17 protein-coding genes are annotated in these 16,062 nt (G+C 61.9%); 6 read left to right on the top strand and 11 right to left on the bottom strand.

Annotated features, from left to right (window positions below):
• Positions 1 to 27: 27 nt before the first annotated feature.
• The 4 genes from FFI94_RS02040 to FFI94_RS02025 are packed head-to-tail and all read right to left on the bottom strand — an operon-like array spanning position 28 to position 2,634.
• The gene (locus tag FFI94_RS02040) at positions 28 to 1,209 is read right to left on the bottom strand and encodes a lipid-transfer protein (RefSeq protein ID WP_138871518.1); all 1,182 of its coding nucleotides are present in this window, start codon (positions 1,207 to 1,209) and stop codon (positions 28 to 30) included.
• Positions 1,206 to 1,616, bottom strand: a complete 411-nt coding sequence (locus tag FFI94_RS02035; protein WP_138871517.1) for a MaoC/PaaZ C-terminal domain-containing protein — start codon at positions 1,614 to 1,616, stop codon at positions 1,206 to 1,208. The genes FFI94_RS02040 and FFI94_RS02035 overlap by 4 nt, the downstream gene beginning before the upstream one ends.
• 2 nt (positions 1,617 to 1,618) lie before the next feature.
• The gene (locus FFI94_RS02030; protein WP_260683810.1) at positions 1,619 to 2,083 is read right to left on the bottom strand and encodes a Zn-ribbon domain-containing OB-fold protein; all 465 of its coding nucleotides are present in this window, start codon (positions 2,081 to 2,083) and stop codon (positions 1,619 to 1,621) included.
• Positions 2,080 to 2,634 carry a MaoC family dehydratase N-terminal domain-containing protein gene (locus FFI94_RS02025; RefSeq protein WP_138871516.1) on the bottom strand — a complete coding sequence of 185 codons (555 nt, stop codon included), beginning with the start codon at positions 2,632 to 2,634 and terminating at the stop codon, positions 2,080 to 2,082. The genes FFI94_RS02030 and FFI94_RS02025 overlap by 4 nt, the downstream gene beginning before the upstream one ends.
• Before the next feature lie 179 nt (positions 2,635 to 2,813).
• On the opposite strand from FFI94_RS02025, the gene FFI94_RS02020 reads away from it, so the two are divergent.
• Positions 2,814 to 3,404: a TetR/AcrR family transcriptional regulator gene (locus FFI94_RS02020; protein WP_138871515.1), complete on the top strand. Its 591-nt coding sequence runs from the start codon at positions 2,814 to 2,816 to the stop codon at positions 3,402 to 3,404.
• On the opposite strand, the gene FFI94_RS02015 is transcribed toward FFI94_RS02020, so the two are convergent.
• From FFI94_RS02015 to FFI94_RS02000, 4 genes are all read right to left on the bottom strand, one after another.
• Positions 3,394 to 4,836, bottom strand: a complete 1,443-nt coding sequence (locus tag FFI94_RS02015; protein ID WP_138871514.1) for an MFS transporter — start codon at positions 4,834 to 4,836, stop codon at positions 3,394 to 3,396. The genes FFI94_RS02020 and FFI94_RS02015 overlap by 11 nt on opposite strands.
• A gap of 85 nt (positions 4,837 to 4,921) precedes the next feature.
• Positions 4,922 to 5,482, bottom strand: coding sequence for a TetR/AcrR family transcriptional regulator (locus FFI94_RS02010; protein WP_138871513.1), 561 nt, complete (start codon positions 5,480 to 5,482; stop codon positions 4,922 to 4,924).
• A complete protein-coding gene (gene recR, locus FFI94_RS02005; protein ID WP_033235870.1) occupies positions 5,482 to 6,102 on the bottom strand; it encodes a recombination mediator RecR in 621 nt (206 codons plus the stop codon). The genes FFI94_RS02010 and recR overlap by 1 nt, the downstream gene beginning before the upstream one ends.
• 12 nt (positions 6,103 to 6,114) lie before the next feature.
• Positions 6,115 to 6,453, bottom strand: coding sequence for a YbaB/EbfC family nucleoid-associated protein (locus tag FFI94_RS02000; RefSeq protein ID WP_033235869.1), 339 nt, complete (start codon positions 6,451 to 6,453; stop codon positions 6,115 to 6,117).
• Between the two features lie 121 nt (positions 6,454 to 6,574).
• On the opposite strand from FFI94_RS02000, the gene FFI94_RS01995 reads away from it, so the two are divergent.
• From FFI94_RS01995 to FFI94_RS01985, 3 genes are all read left to right on the top strand, one after another.
• On the top strand, positions 6,575 to 7,336 hold the full coding sequence (locus FFI94_RS01995) for an Rv3717 family N-acetylmuramoyl-L-alanine amidase (protein ID WP_260683809.1): 762 nt from the start codon (positions 6,575 to 6,577) through the stop codon (positions 7,334 to 7,336).
• Between the two features lie 84 nt (positions 7,337 to 7,420).
• A complete protein-coding gene (locus FFI94_RS01990; RefSeq protein WP_138871512.1) occupies positions 7,421 to 7,645 on the top strand; it encodes a hypothetical protein in 225 nt (74 codons plus the stop codon).
• Positions 7,646 to 7,651: 6 nt separating this feature from the next.
• Positions 7,652 to 9,130, top strand: a complete 1,479-nt coding sequence (locus tag FFI94_RS01985; RefSeq protein ID WP_138871511.1) for an alpha/beta hydrolase — start codon at positions 7,652 to 7,654, stop codon at positions 9,128 to 9,130.
• A gap of 8 nt (positions 9,131 to 9,138) precedes the next feature.
• Here FFI94_RS01985 and FFI94_RS01980 read toward each other — a convergent pair whose 3' ends face one another.
• Positions 9,139 to 9,573 (bottom strand): SRPBCC family protein, encoded by a 435-nt coding sequence (locus tag FFI94_RS01980; RefSeq protein ID WP_092805784.1) that lies wholly within the window; start codon positions 9,571 to 9,573, stop codon positions 9,139 to 9,141.
• Positions 9,574 to 9,834: 261 nt separating this feature from the next.
• Here FFI94_RS01980 and FFI94_RS01975 point away from each other — a divergent pair, with 261 nt between their 5' ends.
• Together FFI94_RS01975 and FFI94_RS01970 are read left to right on the top strand one after the other, a co-directional pair.
• Positions 9,835 to 11,280 carry an FAD-binding oxidoreductase gene (locus FFI94_RS01975; protein WP_138873554.1) on the top strand — a complete coding sequence of 482 codons (1,446 nt, stop codon included), beginning with the start codon at positions 9,835 to 9,837 and terminating at the stop codon, positions 11,278 to 11,280.
• The gene (locus FFI94_RS01970) at positions 11,277 to 12,578 is read left to right on the top strand and encodes a class I SAM-dependent methyltransferase (protein ID WP_138871510.1); all 1,302 of its coding nucleotides are present in this window, start codon (positions 11,277 to 11,279) and stop codon (positions 12,576 to 12,578) included. Before FFI94_RS01975 ends, FFI94_RS01970 begins: the two co-directional genes overlap by 4 nt.
• Positions 12,579 to 12,673: 95 nt before the next feature.
• Here FFI94_RS01970 and FFI94_RS01965 read toward each other — a convergent pair whose 3' ends face one another.
• A complete protein-coding gene (locus FFI94_RS01965; protein ID WP_138873553.1) occupies positions 12,674 to 14,797 on the bottom strand; it encodes a 3-hydroxyacyl-CoA dehydrogenase NAD-binding domain-containing protein in 2,124 nt (707 codons plus the stop codon).
• A 44-nt stretch (positions 14,798 to 14,841) separates the two neighbouring features.
• On the bottom strand, positions 14,842 to 16,056 hold the full coding sequence (locus FFI94_RS01960; RefSeq protein ID WP_138871509.1) for an acetyl-CoA C-acetyltransferase: 1,215 nt from the start codon (positions 16,054 to 16,056) through the stop codon (positions 14,842 to 14,844).
• Between the last annotated feature and the right edge of the window lie 6 nt (positions 16,057 to 16,062).

Here is a 16,062-nt window from a genome sequence, read left to right as displayed (position 1 = left end):
CCTGCTTTCGTAAAGTGGTCTGCGGATTCAGCGATCCGCGGAGAGGACGAGCGCACTGTGCGGGACGGGCGAACCGCCGGTCACGAGTACGTTGTCCAGAGTTTTCGTAGGTTGGTTCGTGGAGGTTCCCCGGATCAGGCGAACGCCTTCGGCAATGCCGTTGACCCCGTGGATGTATCCCTCGCCGAGCTGGCCACCGTGTGTGTTGATCGGGAGTCGGCCGCCCAGCTCGAGATTGCCGTCCGCGATGAAATCCTTGGCCTCACCGCGTCCACAGAAGCCGTACTCCTCGAGCTGCAGCAGCACCATCGGAGTGAAGGCGTCGTAGAGAATCGCGGCGTCGATGTCGTCGGGGCCGATACCGGCCTGGTTCCACAACTGACGAGCGACCAGGTCGACCTCTGGCATGCTGTCGATGTCGTCACGGTAGTAGCTGCTCATCGAAATCTGTTGTGGACCAACACCTTGTGCCGCTCCGGTGATGATGGCCGGCTTGTGCGGCAGATCGCGGGCCCGCTCCGCACTGACGATGACCAACGCCTGCCCGCCGTCGCTTTCCTGGCAGCAGTCCAGCAGACGGATCGGATCGGCGATCATGCGCGAGTTCTGATGATCCTCGATGGTGATGGGACGCTCGTAGAACCAGGCTTTGGGGTTGTTGGCAGCGTGCTTGCGTGAGAGAACCGAGATCTGCCCGAAATCCGCACTGGTTGCACCGTACTTGTGCATGTACAGCTTGGCCAGGAACGCTTCCTGCTGAGCGGGAGTCAGCAATCCGTACGGGTTGATCCAGTTCCGGTATTCCTGATCCGTCGACTGGTTGTACGCAAAAGGTGGTGGGCCGGCGCCGAATCGGTGACCCGACCGTTCGTTGAAGGCGCGGTAGACGACCACAACGTCGGCAACACCACTGGAGACGGCAAGCGCCGCCTGCTGAACGGGTGCACACGCACCACCGCCGCCGTGAGGAATCCGGCTGAAGAAGGTCAGTTCGGGGATACCGAGTGCACGTGCAACGGCGATCTCGGGGTTGTTCTCCATGGTGAACAGGGCAAAACCGTTCACCTCTTCCGCCTCGATCTGAGCGTCGTCGAGCGCCGCCATCACCGATTCGCACGCCAACTGCCATTCGCTGCGCCCGGAATTCTTGGAGAACTCCGTGGCTCCGATGCCGGCGATTGCTGCTGCTCCGGAAAATCCTCGACTCATGCCGATACTCCTTCTACCGGTGCCACGGTCACCTTGGCACTGACGTGTGTTCCTCGTTCGTTGCGCCCGACCACGGCGACCGTGACGGCCGAGCCGTCTTTTTCGACTACCTCGCCGGTGAAGGTCATCGTGTCACCGGGAAAGTTGGGAACACCCAGCCTCAGTGATGTTTTGACGATTCTCGAGCTCGGGCCGGACCAATCGGTGATGTACCGGTCGATGAACCCGTTCGTGGAGTTGATACTCATGAAAATGTCCGGGGTGCCACGTTCCTGGGCCTTGCCCGGATCGTGGTGCACGTCCTCGAAATCCTGCGACGAGACTGCCGCTGCGACAATGAGTGTCCGGTCCAACGGCAGTTCGAGCGTGGGAAGATTCGAGCCCACTTCTACCTGGGGGAAGGTCATGTCTACGCCTCCCCGCGGCGACGAAGCTGCGGCAGGATCTCACCATGAGCGTGCTCGGAGAAACCGACTTCGAGTTCCATACCGAATGCCAAGTCGTCGTGGTCGATTCCGGCGATATCCGCAACCAGACGGGTACCTTCTTCCAGATCGACCAACCCGACGGCCAGCGGGTACTCGAACGCGGGGTCCTTGGGGTGGTGAATAACCGTGAAACTGTGCAGGGTGCAGCGGCGCGTGGATTCGACTGTGTCCCAACTGAACGAGCGGCACGACGGGCAGGCGGGCGCAGGTGGGTGGCGTAGCGTCTTGCAGTCGGCGCAACGCTGAATCTCGAGGCGGCCTTCCTTGGCTGCCTCGAAGAAGAAGTCGTTGTCGCCGGTGACGGTCAGTCCCGGCACCGAGGTCCGCGGAACCGGTACTGCGTTGGTCGATGTTTCGGTGTTGGTCGATGTTTCAGCCGCGCTCATGCGGGCACCTCCTGCGTGTCGGGGTTGAACCTCAATATCCGAAATCGCTCTTCCACCAAGGTCTTCCCGTTACCGTTGACGTAGTTCTTGAACAACGTGATGAAACAGCCGTGCCCGAGTCCGGTCTGCTTGAACGGTGAAATGGACTCGATCGTGAAGTGAGCGGTGACGTGATCGCCCGGATACAGTTCCGCGAAATACTCCTGCTCCACGTTGGTCGCAACAACCGAGGTGTAGCCGGCCGCGTCGAGCAGCGAGAGGAGTCGTGAGTAGGAAAAGTCCTCGGTGACGCCGTCGGCGCGAAGCTGCTGAACCTCGCGATAGCGGCGATACCCGGCCATCACCCAGGTCGAGATCATCGCGGGCGGGCAGATGACGTCGCGTCGGCCGCTCGCGCGCGCCGCGTCCGCGTCGACGTAGACCGGGTTGTCGTCCTCGTGTGCTTCCACCCAGTTGCGAATCATCGCCTCGTTGACGGCGTACCGCGCGACGCGCGGCGGTTCGGCCTCCGTCCCGATGAATTGCGGGAACTGTGCCTCCAAGCTCTGCACTGAAACCTCCAGTAGGGTTAGAGTTGATCAAGCGCTTGATCCTGAAGTTAGCATAGGAGTCGGAAAGTTGAAATACGGCGCCGGATCACACCTGATCGGGTTCGAACTCAGGCCGTCAGGCAGGATTGATCGAAAGAGAACACCTGCCCGAAACGGGACAGATCAGCAGCGGAGAGCATGTGGCAGCCACACCCGATCGTCGAGACACAATCTTGGAAAGCTCGGCCGAACTGTTCGCGAAGAAAGGCGTCGCATCCACGACGGTCCGCGACATCGGCGAATCAGCCGGCGTGTTCTCCGGCAGCCTGTACCACTACTTCAAATCCAAGAACGCGATTGTCGCGGAACTGCTCCGTGTCTTCATGACGGATATTCAGGAGCGGTTCAACCAGGTCGAGCGCTCCGCCGACGGGCCCGAGGACGTATTGCGCGGCCTCATCCGGGAGACGTTGATCGTGATCGAACTTCACCCACACCCGACCGCGATCTACCAGAACGAGCGGACGTACCTTCGCGACAACGATCTTCTGCAGTCCGTCGACGGCCCGTCACGTGAAGTCCGCGAGCATTGGCTCAAGGCCATTGCGGAAGGCGTAGAACAGGGGATCTTCCGCAAGGACATCGCCCCCGAGATCTTCTATCGGTCGGTACGCGACACCTTGTGGTCGACAAACCATTGGCCGGACCGCCAGAAGTACACCACCGAAGAGTTTGCCGATCTCATGATCACGCTCTTCCTCTCCGGTTTCCGAATCCCGCCTAAATCTTGAGTTCCGGCAGTTCGAGGTCTCTCGGGGTGCGGCCTTGCGGGAGTAGGAAAGACACTGCGAAGACAACCACCGCGCACGCAGCGCACACCAGATAGGCGACGGCAAAACCTGCCCACGACGTCGAATGTTCACTGCCGGCGACAACAAACGCAGCCAGAATGGTTGCCACCGTCGCACTGCAGAGGGTGCTGCCGGACGTGCGCAACAACGAGTTGACCCCGTTTGCCGCCGCAAGGCGCTGCCGCGGCACCGCTACGAGAATGAGCAGCGAGAGCGTGCTGTAGACAATCGCGGTTCCGATAGCCGTAATACCCAATGCGACAACCACTCCCCACAGGGGTTTACCCGCAACAGCGTGAATTCCGTAACCGCCGGCAAGAAAGGCAGCACCGGTCAACATCGCCGTACGCGAACCGAATCGATCGGTGATGCGCACCGCTACCGGTGAGAACAGAACCATCGCGACACTGGCGGGAATCTGACACAGTGCCGCGGAGATGATGGTCAATCCATATCCGGCTCCAGGACCCTTTGTGCCCTGCAACAGCTGAGTCGTGATCAGCGTGTTGCCGAAGAACGCGAAGCCGACAAGAAGCGCTGCGATGTGCGGGATCAGCACCGCGCGCTTGACCAGGGCCCGAACATCCACCAGAGGATTGACGTTGCGCCGTTGCTGGAATACCCAGAGCGTGAAGAGAACCGCCGACGCCGACAGCATCGAGATCACCGAACCGCTCGCCCATCCCCAACTGCTGCCCTGCGTCATCGGGACAAGCAACAAGACGAGCGCGGCGCTGAGTCCTACCGCACCGACCCCGTCGAAGCGGCCCGTCGGACTGGCTTCCGACTCACGGATGAACAACACGGCGGCAAGCGTGACCGACAACCCGATTGCCGTCGTGATCCAGAACAGCACATGCCAATTCGAGTATTGAGCGATCATCGCCGAGAACGGAATGCCCAGGGCAGTGCCAACTCCGAGCGTCGAACTCATCATGGCGACAGCGCCGTTGACCTTGTTCCGCGGTAGTTCGTCGCGGAGCAGAGAAATTCCGATGGGGATGACAGCGGCGCCTGCGCCTTGGAGAGCTCGCGCGAAGATGAGCACGGAGATATTCGAGGACACCGCGCACAGCAAGGATCCGAGCGTCATCAAGAAGAATGCGACCAGCAGCATTTTCTTCTTGCCGAACATGTCGGCCAGACGCCCGAAAATGGGCGTGACGACGGCGCCGACCAGAAGCGTCACCGTGACAAGCCAGGACACCGCGGTACGACTCGCTCCGGTGAAGTGCGGGAGTTCGGGAAGCAGCGGAACGATGACGGTTTGCAGCACTGCCTGAAACACAGCGGCCGCGGAAACAATGGGGAACAGGAAACGCGAGCGCTCGACAACCGGTGGGACTACTGGTGCACGGTCGAGCGTCGTCAACCTGCGCCACCTGTTCTGAGTAGTAAATATCCGTTCACCTACATTAGGTGAACGGATATTTACCACGCAAGTGCAGTGGCCACTATCACCCGTCGAGAAGCTTCTGCACCAACGGCGCATACATCGCGACAACCTCGGCCTGCGTGCCCGTCGCATGACCGGCCAACATCCGTCGACGCATGACGGCCACCCCGGCCACCATCGACATCGCCAATTCAGCACGCAGTCGCGCATCCGGGCCAGGCAACCGCGCTGCCAGAGCGTCGATCATCTGCGTCGAATAGTTCTCGCGCAGTTTGCGGTTGCTTTCCTCACTCACCCCACTCATGAAGAGCAGGCTCACCGACAGTGGCTTGTACGGCTCCTGCGGTTTGGTGAACAGCGATACCATCCGCTCGCCGAGTTCCTCGTTGGGCGCATCGAAAACCGCGAGCGCTGCCGCCCGGAAGTCGACCAACTCGTCGTACAACTGCTCTTTCGAACCGAAGTACTTGATGATGAGCGGCGCGCTGACTCCGACATCTTCGGCGATGTCCTTGAGCGTGATCTCTCGATAAGGACGCGTAGCGAAGGCCTTGCCAGCGGACGCCAAGATCTGCGTGCGCGTCTCCTCCGAACTACGACGCCCCGACCGCGTGCTTGTCATCAGGCGTTCCTGGACAATTCGCGGCGTCCGGACAATGCCCTACCCAAGGTCAACTCGTCCGCGAATTCGAGATCGCCACCCATCGGCAGACCGGAAGCCAAGCGCGACACCGTCAAACCTGGAATATCGCGCATCATCCGAACCAGATACGTCGCCGTTGCCTCACCCTCGGTGTTGGGATCGGTCGCGATGATCACCTCGGACACGTCCACGCCGTCCTCTTGGTTTGCGATGCGAGCCAACAACTCCCGAATGCGGAGCTGATCCGGCCCGACGCCGGACAACGGATTGAGCGCCCCGCCGAGAACGTGGTAGCGCCCCTTGAACTCCCTTGTCCGCTCCACCGCCTGAACGTCTTTCGGCTCTTCTACGACGCAGATCACCGTTCGGTCGCGACGAGAATCCGCGCAGATCCTGCACTTCTCCTGATCGGACACAGTTCCGCACACCGTGCAGAACTGAACGCCGTCGCGGATGCGCTGCAGCGCATTCTTCAACCTGTCGATCTCCGGCGGTTCAACCGAGAGAAGATGAAAGGCGATGCGCTGAGCGCTCTTGGGACCGACCCCGGGAAGTTTCCCGAGTTCGTCGATCAGATCCTGAACGGGACCTTCGTACACGCGGGCTCTTTTCTAGAAACCGGGGAGACCGGGAAGGCCTCCGCCGAGTCCGCCGGCCAAGGGGCCGAGCTTCTCTGCTGCGACGTCCTGAGCCTTGCGCGACGCGTCTTCAATGGCGCCGATCACAAGATCCTGCAAGGTTTCGACGTCGTCGGGGTCTACGACCTTGGGATCGATCTGCAGACCGACCACCTCACCGGTGCCCTTGACCGTGGCAATGACCAGTCCGCCACCGGCCTGGCCGGTCACCTCCGCCTGTGCCATTTCCTGCTGCGCAGCCATCAATTGCTGCTGCATTTGCTGAGCCTGAGCCAGCAATGCCGACATATCGGGTGCTCCACCTGGTTGCACGTGCGGTCCTTTCTCCAGAGTTATCCCCACCAGCGTAGTCGGTGCGCGCTACCGTGAGCGGGTGCGCCGAAACCCGTCAGAGATCACAAAACTGCCTAATCGCCGTAGCCTCACGCTCGGTGTGGCTTTCGCAGCTGCCTTGATCACGGCTGGATGCACTATCCCGACAGGCACCACCGAGAGCGCCGCTGCCGTCACACCCGCGGCTGCGCCGGCATCTGCGCCCGCCGTCGAACCACTCGCAGGCAAAGTCGTCTTCCTCGATCCCGGACACAACGGCGCAAACGACGACACCATCAACACTCAGGTCCCCACCGGCCGCGGCGGCACCAAGAACTGCCAGACCACCGGCACCAACACCGACGCCGGATTTCCCGAACACACCTTCAACTGGGAAGTCACGAGCCTGGTCAAAAGTGAACTCGAAGCCGAAGGCGCCACAGTCCTGCTGAGCCGGCCCGACGACACGAGCGTCGGATCCTGCGTCGATGCCCGAGCCGAGGCAGCCAACGCCTCCGGCGCCGACATCGTGGTCAGCATTCACGCCGACGGCGCCGACGCGAGCGCCGAAGGCTTTCACGTCTGCTACTCCGCGCCGCCCCTCAACCCCGTTCAGGCCGGACCTTCCGTGACGCTGGCCGAAACCATGCGCGACGCCTTGACCGGCGCCGGACTCACACCGTCGACGTACATCGGCGAGAACGGCCTGTCACCACGCGCAGACCTCACCGGACTCAATCTGGCGCAGCGCCCGTCGATTCTCGTGGAACTGGGAAACATGCGTAACGCCGACGAAGCCGCCCGGATGAGCAGCCCCACCGGACAAGCCGACTATGCGTCGGCGATCTCGAATGGCGTGCAGGCGTACCTGACAACCGGGTAATTGACTTTCTGTGGATAACAACGGGTTATCCACAGGGCGATTTCGCGAGCACCACAGCGTCTCCGCAGCCGCTACCGTTCCGGCATGGGCACGTTCCTTCAAGCAGATATCGAAGCACTGCAGCTTCTTTCGACGGTTCTCCACACTCAGGCCGGCGAGGTTGCCGACGTCGATACCCTCGCACCGGTCGCCGACGCCTATCGCTACCTGTCCGGACGCATCTCGGCATTGGCCGACGCGACCGCCCAGACCGCGCACCTACTCGACGCCGCAGACCGTGACTTCGCTGCCGTACTTCACGGGATCTGAGTTACGATGCGTCCGACCATCTCCGACGTCCGCGCCTTCTCGCCTGAGCCGCTGCGGACCACGAGTTCCCAACTGATCGAGGCAGATCGGCGGGCCGAGGGCATACTCGACGCGGCCCGCCGCTCGGTAGAGCGCGAATTCGACGCCTGGAAAGGCGAGGCCGCTGCGGCAGCCTCTGCCGAACTCTCGGACACGCTCCGCACGTCCGGTCGCATATCCATTGCCGTGCGAAATGTGGCGGACTGTTATGCCGGAGCGGCAAATACGCTCAGCCAGGCGTACCGCGCTGTCAGCCTGATCGTCGACGACGCGACTCTCGCGCACGGTCTGACCGTCACCGACAGCGGTGAGGTCTTTCCGCCTGCGCCTACGTCACCGGGAAGTCTGGCAGACATCCTGCAAAACGACCACTATGCCGAAGCTGCAGCAACTTTCGGCATCAGAGTTTCCGAAGCCCTCGACGCAGTGGAGCGCGTCGACAACACTGCCGCCCAGGCATTGGCAACGGCATTCGGCCAACTCGCCGAGCTTCTCGGCCCTCCCGTCGCCGTGGTCAACGATCCCGTCAACCTGCCGGACAACCCCGCCGAACTGAGTAAATACTGGAACAGCCTCTCCCCCAGCGAAAAAGACGCGCTGGCCCTGCGATATCCGGCCCTCGGAAATCGGGACGGACTCCCGGCGCTGGACCGCGACTACTACAACCGGCGATATCTGGAGACACTGCGCGAATCAGCGCCAAGCACTTACGCCAGCGTCGCCGCAGAGTTACAACCGGACATGTTCCTCCTAACGCTGAGCCCCGATGGGCACACCGCCATCGCGCTCGGAAATCCTGATACCGCAGACAATGTCGCAACACTGGTTCCCGGAACCGGGACCACCGTCGCCGGAATCGGCGGCGACCTTCAGAGAACCAGAGCGATGTACGACGCGGCCCGCGTAGTCTCACCCGGATCTGCCAACTCGGTCATTCTCTGGTCCGGATACGATTCTCCGCCGACCATTGCCGAAGCTGGGTTCGACCGTTACGCCGACGCTGCCGCGCCCGCGCTGGACGCATTCCAGGACGGCTTACGTGCGTCCCACGACGGCCCGGCCTCTCACAACGTGGTCATCGGGCATTCATACGGCAGCACCGTCATCGGTGCCGCCACCACCGACGGAGGTTCGCTGAACGTCGACGATCTGGTCTTTGTCGCGAGCCCAGGCGTCGATGCCGAACGCGTCAGTGAATTGCGACTGGATACGACGGCGGAAGCCGACATGGGTGAACACGTCTACGCAACAACAGCATTCTGGGATCCCGTGCAACTGATACCGCGAGCACTCGGGATACACGGATTCGATCCGGCCGACCCCACGTTCGGCGCCCAGGTATTCGCGAGTGCGCCGGGTTCACCGGGGTTAGCCGTGCACAGCGACTACTGGAATGCAGAAAATCCGGCCCTGAAAACTCTGGGCCGGATCATCAGCGGGAAGTAAAAGAGGAACTAGCCGAGTTCACGCTTGAGGTTGTCGAGAACGGTGGCCTGAATGCGCTGCAAGCCCTTGGGGGCAAAGGTCCGCTCGAAGAATCCGCCGATACCCGTAGCGCCCTGCCACTGCGTCAGCGTCGTCACCGTGGTGCCCGTACCGTTGGGTGCCACGGTCCACGTGGTCACCATGCTGGAATTGGCATCCTTCTCCGTGATGACGTTGCCCTCGACCGTGACCGTCGCCTTGACGTTGCGCGAACGCTTTTCCGTCGCCTTGAGGGTCCACTCTGCAACTGTTCCGTTGCCCTGGCCACCACTGAGCACCTTGTAGTCGAGGTACTGCTCCGACAGAATGCGCGGGCGCACCGTCTCGTAGTCGGAGAGTGCCGCGAGCACCTGCTCCGGTGCATGTGGAACGACCGTCGAACTCATTGCGTTGACCTGACCCATTACCCGTACTACTCCTCGAGTTGACTACCTGCATGCTGCACAGACACTTCTTTCCATACTGCCTGTTCCGGCCCGGTATCTCGACTATCGACCAGATCATGTGAGCTGGTTCACTATCGGTGCCGCAAATCCGCGGCCGTTTGCAACAACTCGATCAAATTCCCGCAAATCGACCCCTACCGATGGCCCCCAGCAACCGCTAGGGATAGCGTCGAGGTTGTGACTCTCTCGTTCAATGGGGTAGTTCCGAAGTTTTCCAGGATCCGGACAGGTAATCGTCCGGGTTCCGACGGCGCGCGCGAAACCGGTTTTGCGCAGCACCGGGAAGGTGTTGCGCGACTACTCGCGTCGTATCACGCGATACCCCCTGATGGTTCGGTTCGACTGGCGAAGAAAACCTCCAACCTGTTCCGTGCCCGCGCCAAGTCCTCGACTCCCGGCCTCGACGTCAGCGGGCTCACCGGTGTGATCGCCGTTGACCCGGTGGCGCGCACGGCAGACGTCGCCGGCATGTGCACGTACGAGGATCTTGTCGACGCCACGCTTGCGTACGGGCTGGCGCCACTCGTAGTGCCGCAACTCAAGACCATCACGCTCGGTGGCGCCGTCACCGGGTTGGGAATCGAATCCACGTCCTTCCGAAACGGATTGCCGCACGAATCCGTCCTGGAGATCGACATCCTCACCGGAAACGGCGAGATCATCACCGCCACGCCTGACGGTGAACACGCCGAACTGTTCTTCGGTTTCCCCAATTCCTACGGCACTCTCGGCTATTCCACCCGGCTCAAGATCACTCTCGAACCGGTGAAAAAGTATGTAGCCCTACGCCATCTGCGTTTCGATTCGCTGAAGACACTCGAGACGACGATGGACAGCATCGTCACCGACCGGGAGTACGACGGCGTCGCAGTCGATTACCTCGACGGTGTGGTCTTTACCGATACCGAGAGCTACCTCACGCTCGGCGTTCAGACCGACGACGAAGGGCCGGTCAGCGACTACACCGGGCAGAACATCTTCTACCGTTCGATCCAGCATCCGTCGCTGGTGCATCCCAAGACCGACCGCCTCACCATCCGGGACTACCTGTGGCGCTGGGACACCGACTGGTTCTGGTGCTCGCGGGCGTTCGGAGCCCAGAACCCCAAGATCCGGCGGTTCTGGCCCAAGCAGTACCTCCGCAGCAGCTTCTACTGGAAGCTGATCGCCCTCGACCACAAGTACGACATCGGCGATCGCCTGGAAAAGCGCAAGGGGAAGCCCCCACGCGAACGCGTCGTCCAGGACGTCGAGGTGCCCATCGAGCGAACCGCGGATTTTGTCTCCTGGTTCCTCGCGGAGATCCCGATCGAACCGCTGTGGTTGTGCCCGTTGCGTCTTCGCGAGCCCAGTCCCGCCGGAGCCTCCGCAGCACGGCCGTGGCCGCTGTACCCTCTCGAACCCAAGCGCACCTACGTCAACATCGGATTCTGGTCTTCGGTGCCGATCGTTCCCGGTGAGCGCGAGGGTACAGCAAACAGATTGATCGAGGACAAGGTCGGCGACTTCGACGGACACAAGTCCCTCTACTCCGATTCCTATTACTCGAAGGAAGATTTCGAGGCGCAGTACTACGGCGGCGACCGCTACCAGCACCTCAAGGATCGCTACGACCCCAATTCACGTTTATTGGACCTATTTTCTAAGGCGGTGCAACGTAAATGACCACGTTCAAGGATTCCAAGAACCAAGAAAAGCTCTCCATCGCAGAAATTCTCGAGACGCTTTCCGACGGTATGCTGCCGCTTCGATTCACCGCCTACGACGGCAGCTCCGCCGGACCTGAGGACGCCGACTACGGCCTCCACCTCAAGTCGACCCGCGGAACCACCTATCTTGCAACAGCTCCCGGCGACCTCGGCATGGCACGCGCCTACGTCTCCGGCGACCTCGAAGCCGAGGGTGTTCATCCCGGCGACCCGTACGAGATCCTCCGAGTGATGGGCGACGAGCTTCACCTCAAGCGACCGTCCGCACTGACGCTTGCCAGCATCACCCGCTCCCTCGGCTGGGATTTGTTGCGCCCCATCGCGCCGCCGCCGCAGGAACACCTTCCCCGCTGGCGCCGCGTCGCAGAAGGACTGCGGCACTCCAAATCTCGTGACGCCGAAGTCATCCATCACCACTACGACGTCTCCAACACTTTCTACGAGTACGTCCTCGGCCCCTCGATGACCTACACCTGCGCCACTTACGGGAACGCCGAACAGACACTCGAAGAAGCCCAGGAGAACAAGTACCGCTTGGTGTTCGAGAAGCTCGGACTCCAAGAAGGTGACCGCCTCCTCGACATCGGCTGCGGCTGGGGTTCGATGGTCCGCTACGCCGCCCGCCGCGGCGTCAAGGTGATCGGCGTGACCCTCTCCCGCGAACAAGCCGACTGGGCGCAGAAAGCCATCGAGGACGAGGGGCTCGCCGACCTCGCCCAGGTCCGTTTCTCCGACTACCGCGACGTAGCCGAATCAGGTTTCGACGCAATCTCTTCCATCGGACTGACCGAACACATCGGCGTCGGGAACTACCCGGCGTACTTCGAATTCCTCAAGGGCAAACTCCGCGAGGGTGGGCGCCTGCTCAACCACTGCATCACCCGCCCGGACAATCGCAGCAGCGCAAAGGCCGGCGGCTTCATCGACCGGTACGTCTTCCCCGACGGCGAGCTCACCGGATCCGGCCGCATCATCTCCGAAATCCAGAACGTGGGACTCGAAGTGCGGCACGAGGAAAACATCCGCGAGCACTACGCACTGACCCTTGCGGCATGGTGCCAGAACCTCGTCGACAACTGGGACGCCTGCGTCGCGGAGGTCGGCGAAGGAACCGCTCGTGTATGGGGTCTCTACATGGCCGGTTCACGCCTGGGCTTCGAGCGCAATGTCGTTCAGCTGCACCAGGTTCTGGCCGTCAAGCTCGGCCCCAAGGGTGAGGCACATGTGCCGTTGCGCCCGTGGTGGAAGGGGTAGGGGCCTCCCCTTCTCTCCCCAGAACTGAGCGAACGTACCTTTCAGCGCGTTAGATGCGCCGAAAGGTACGTTCGCTCTTTTCAGGTGGGCCTACATCAGCCCTTCAGCGACGCCGGCGGCGTGAACCGCTCACCGTACTTGGCTGCCAATTCTTCAGCGCGAGCGACAAATCCAGCCTTGCCACCCTCGTACCCGGTGACGAACTGGCTGACGCCACCCGTCCAAGCCGGGTAGCCGATACCCATGATGGAGCCGATGTTGGCGTCGGCTGTGGTCATGAGAACACCTTCGTCGAAGCACTTGACGGTCTCGATGGCCTCGATGAACAGCATGCGGTCGATGAGATCCTGGAGCGGAGCGTCCGTCGGACCCGACTTGAAGGTCTCGCGCAGACCGGGCCACAGGCCGGTGCGCTTGCCATCGGCGTACTCGTAGAATCCGCCGCCGCCGAGACGACCGGTGCGACCGCCCTCGACGAGGGTGTTGATGACGTCGCCTGCCGGATCTGCCGGCAGTTCCTTGCCCTCCGCCTTGGCTGCATCCGCGCTTTCCTTGCGGATCTTCTGCATCAGAGTGAGGTTGAGCTCGTCCGAAAGCTGCAGCGGCGCAGCGGGGTAGCCCGCCTGCATACCGGCCTGCTCGATGGTGGCCGGTTCGATCCCCTCGGCCAGCATGCCGATGGCCTCGTTGATGAAGGTGCCGATGACGCGCGAGGTGAAGAATCCACGCGAGTCGTTGACCACGATCGGCGTCTTGCGGATGGCCTGGACGTAGTCGAATACGCGGGCCAGCGCCTCATCTGACGTCTTCTCGCCGCGGATGATCTCCACCAGCGGCATCTTGTCGACAGGCGAGAAGAAGTGGATGCCGATGAAATCTTCCTGGCGCTTCACACCGGTCGCGAGACCCGTGATGGGAAGCGTCGAGGTGTTGGAACCCAGTAGCGCGTTGGGTGCAACGATGTCCTCGATCTCCTGGAACACCTTGTGCTTGAGTTCCTGGCTCTCGAACACTGCCTCGATGACGAAGTCGACGCCGGCAAAATCTGCCGGGTCAGCCGTCGGGGTGATCTTGGCCAGGAGTGCGTCGGACTTCTCCTGCGTGGTCTTGCCACGCGAAAGTGCCTTGGCTTCAATGGCTTCTGAGTATGCCTTGCCCTTGTTGGCAGCTTCGATGGTGACGTCCTTGAGGACGACTTCGAAGCCCGCCTTCGCGGAAACGTAGGCAATGCCTGCGCCCATCATGCCTGCACCGAGAACGCCGACCTTGGTGATCGGAGTCTTACCGATGCCGGCGGGACGTGAGCCGCCGCCGTTGATGGCCTGCAGGTCGAAGAAGAACGCCTGGATCATGTTCTTCGCAACAAGTCCCGTCACGAGGGACGTGAAGTAACGAGCCTCGATGAGCATCGCGTTGTCGATGTCGACCTGCGAGCCCTCGACCGCTGCGGCCATGATGGCACGCGGAGCGGGCATCGGAGCACCCTTGAGCTGCTTACGCAGGTTCGCCGGGAACGCCGGAAGGTTGGCAGCAAAGGCAGGGGTGGACGGAGTTCCGCCGGGGATCTTGTATCCCTTCTTGTCCCAAGGCTGAACGCCGCCTTCGGGATTGGCCTTGATCCATGCCTTCGCGGCCGGAACCAGTTCCTCGACGGAACCGACAACCTCGTCGACGATGCCAACTTCCTTGGCCTCGACCGGTCCGCGCTGCTGGCCCTGAAGGAGAAGATTCAGGAGAGCGTTCTGCAGGCCGAGCAGACGGACGGTGCGCACGATGCCACCGCCGCCGGGAAGCAGTCCGAGGGTGACCTCGGGCAGACCGATCTTGACACCCTTGACGTCAGCAGCAATGCGGTAATGCGTCGCGAGAGCAATCTCGAGGCCACCGCCGAGTGCTGCACCGTTGATCGCAGAGACGACGGGCTTGCCGAGGGTCTCGAGGCGACGCAACGCTGCCTTGATGGTCCCGACCTCGGCGAAGATGTCGGGAGCCTGCTCGGGCCCCACCTTGATCATGTTCTTGAGGTCACCGCCGGCGAAGAACGTCTTCTTCGCCGAGGTGAGGACAACTCCGGTGATGGAGTCCTTCTCCTCGTACAAGCGGTCGACAGTCGCCTGCATCGACGCCTTGTACAGGTCGTTCATGGTGTTGGCACCCTGGTTGGGGTCGTCCATGGTGAGCAGGACGATGCCGTCGGAGTCCTGCTCCCAGTTGATCATGTTGTTCTCGGTCACGCTGATTCGTCTCCTGTAGTCCGGTCGCGTCAGACGCGCTCGATGATGGTGGCAACGCCCATACCGCCGCCGATGCACAGCGTGAGTAGTGCACGCTTGCCACCGCGACGCTCGAGTTCGTCGACCATCGTGCCGAGAATCATTGCGCCAGTGGCGCCGAGAGGGTGTCCCATGGCGATCGCGCCGCCGTTGACGTTGAGTTTCTCGTCCGGAATGTTGAGGTCCTTCTGGAACTTCAGGACGACGGAGGCAAAGGCCTCGTTGATCTCGAACAAGTCGATGTCGTCGACCGTCAGGCCGGCCGCAGCCAGAACCTTCTTCGTTGCCGGCGTCGGGCCGGTGAGCATGATCGTGGAATCGGCACCGCTGGTCGCCGTGGCGACGACGCGGGCACGCGGGGTCAAATTCATTGCCTGACCGGCACTCTCGGAGCCCACGAGCACCAGTGCGGCACCGTCGACGATTCCCGAGCTGTTACCACCGTGGTGAACGTGGTTGATCTTCTCGACCCAGTGGTACTTCTGCAGCGCTACCGCGTCGAAGCCGCCCACTTCACCGACGACACTGAATGCGGGTGCAAGTCCGGCAAGGTTTTCCGCCGTGGTTCCCGGACGCATGTGCTCGTCGTGGTCGAGAACGGTGATGCCGTTGATGTCCTTCACCGGGACGACGGACTTGGCGAAGTATCCGCCGGTCCACGCCTTGGCGGCCAGATCCTGCGAGCGGACGGCGTACGCGTCGACGTCGTCACGCGAGAAACCCTCGATGGTGGCGATGAGGTCTGCGCCGACGCCCTGTGGAACGAAGTAATTGTCGTAGTTGGTGGCCGGGTCCAGCGCCCACGGTCCGCCGTCCGAGCCCATCGGCACCCGGGACATGGACTCGACGCCACCGGCGATCACCATCTCGTCCCAACCGGAACGAACCTTCTGGGCTGCCATGTTCACAGCTTCCAGGCCCGAAGCGCAGAAGCGGTTGATCTGCACGCCACCGACTGTGTCAGGCAGCTTGGCGTCGTTGACAGCGATGCGCGCCAAGTCTGCACCCTGATCGCCCACCGGTCCGACGATCCCCAGGATGAGATCGGAGATCCGGTCTTCGTCGAGATCGGGGAAGCGCACGCGCAGTTCCTGGATCAGACCCGTGACCAGCGAGATCGGCTTGACCGAGTGCAATGAACCGGTCTTCTTGCCGCGGCCTCGCGGGGTGCGGATGGCTTCATAAATGAATGCCTCTGTGGTCACTGTGAG

Origin of the sequence: Rhodococcus sp. KBS0724 (genome assembly GCF_005938745.2) — a bacterium.
GTDB lineage: Bacteria > Actinomycetota > Actinomycetes > Mycobacteriales > Mycobacteriaceae > Rhodococcus_F.
The sequence above is the reverse complement of the archived record's forward strand: the minus strand, read 5'-3'. Positions and strand labels throughout refer to the sequence as shown.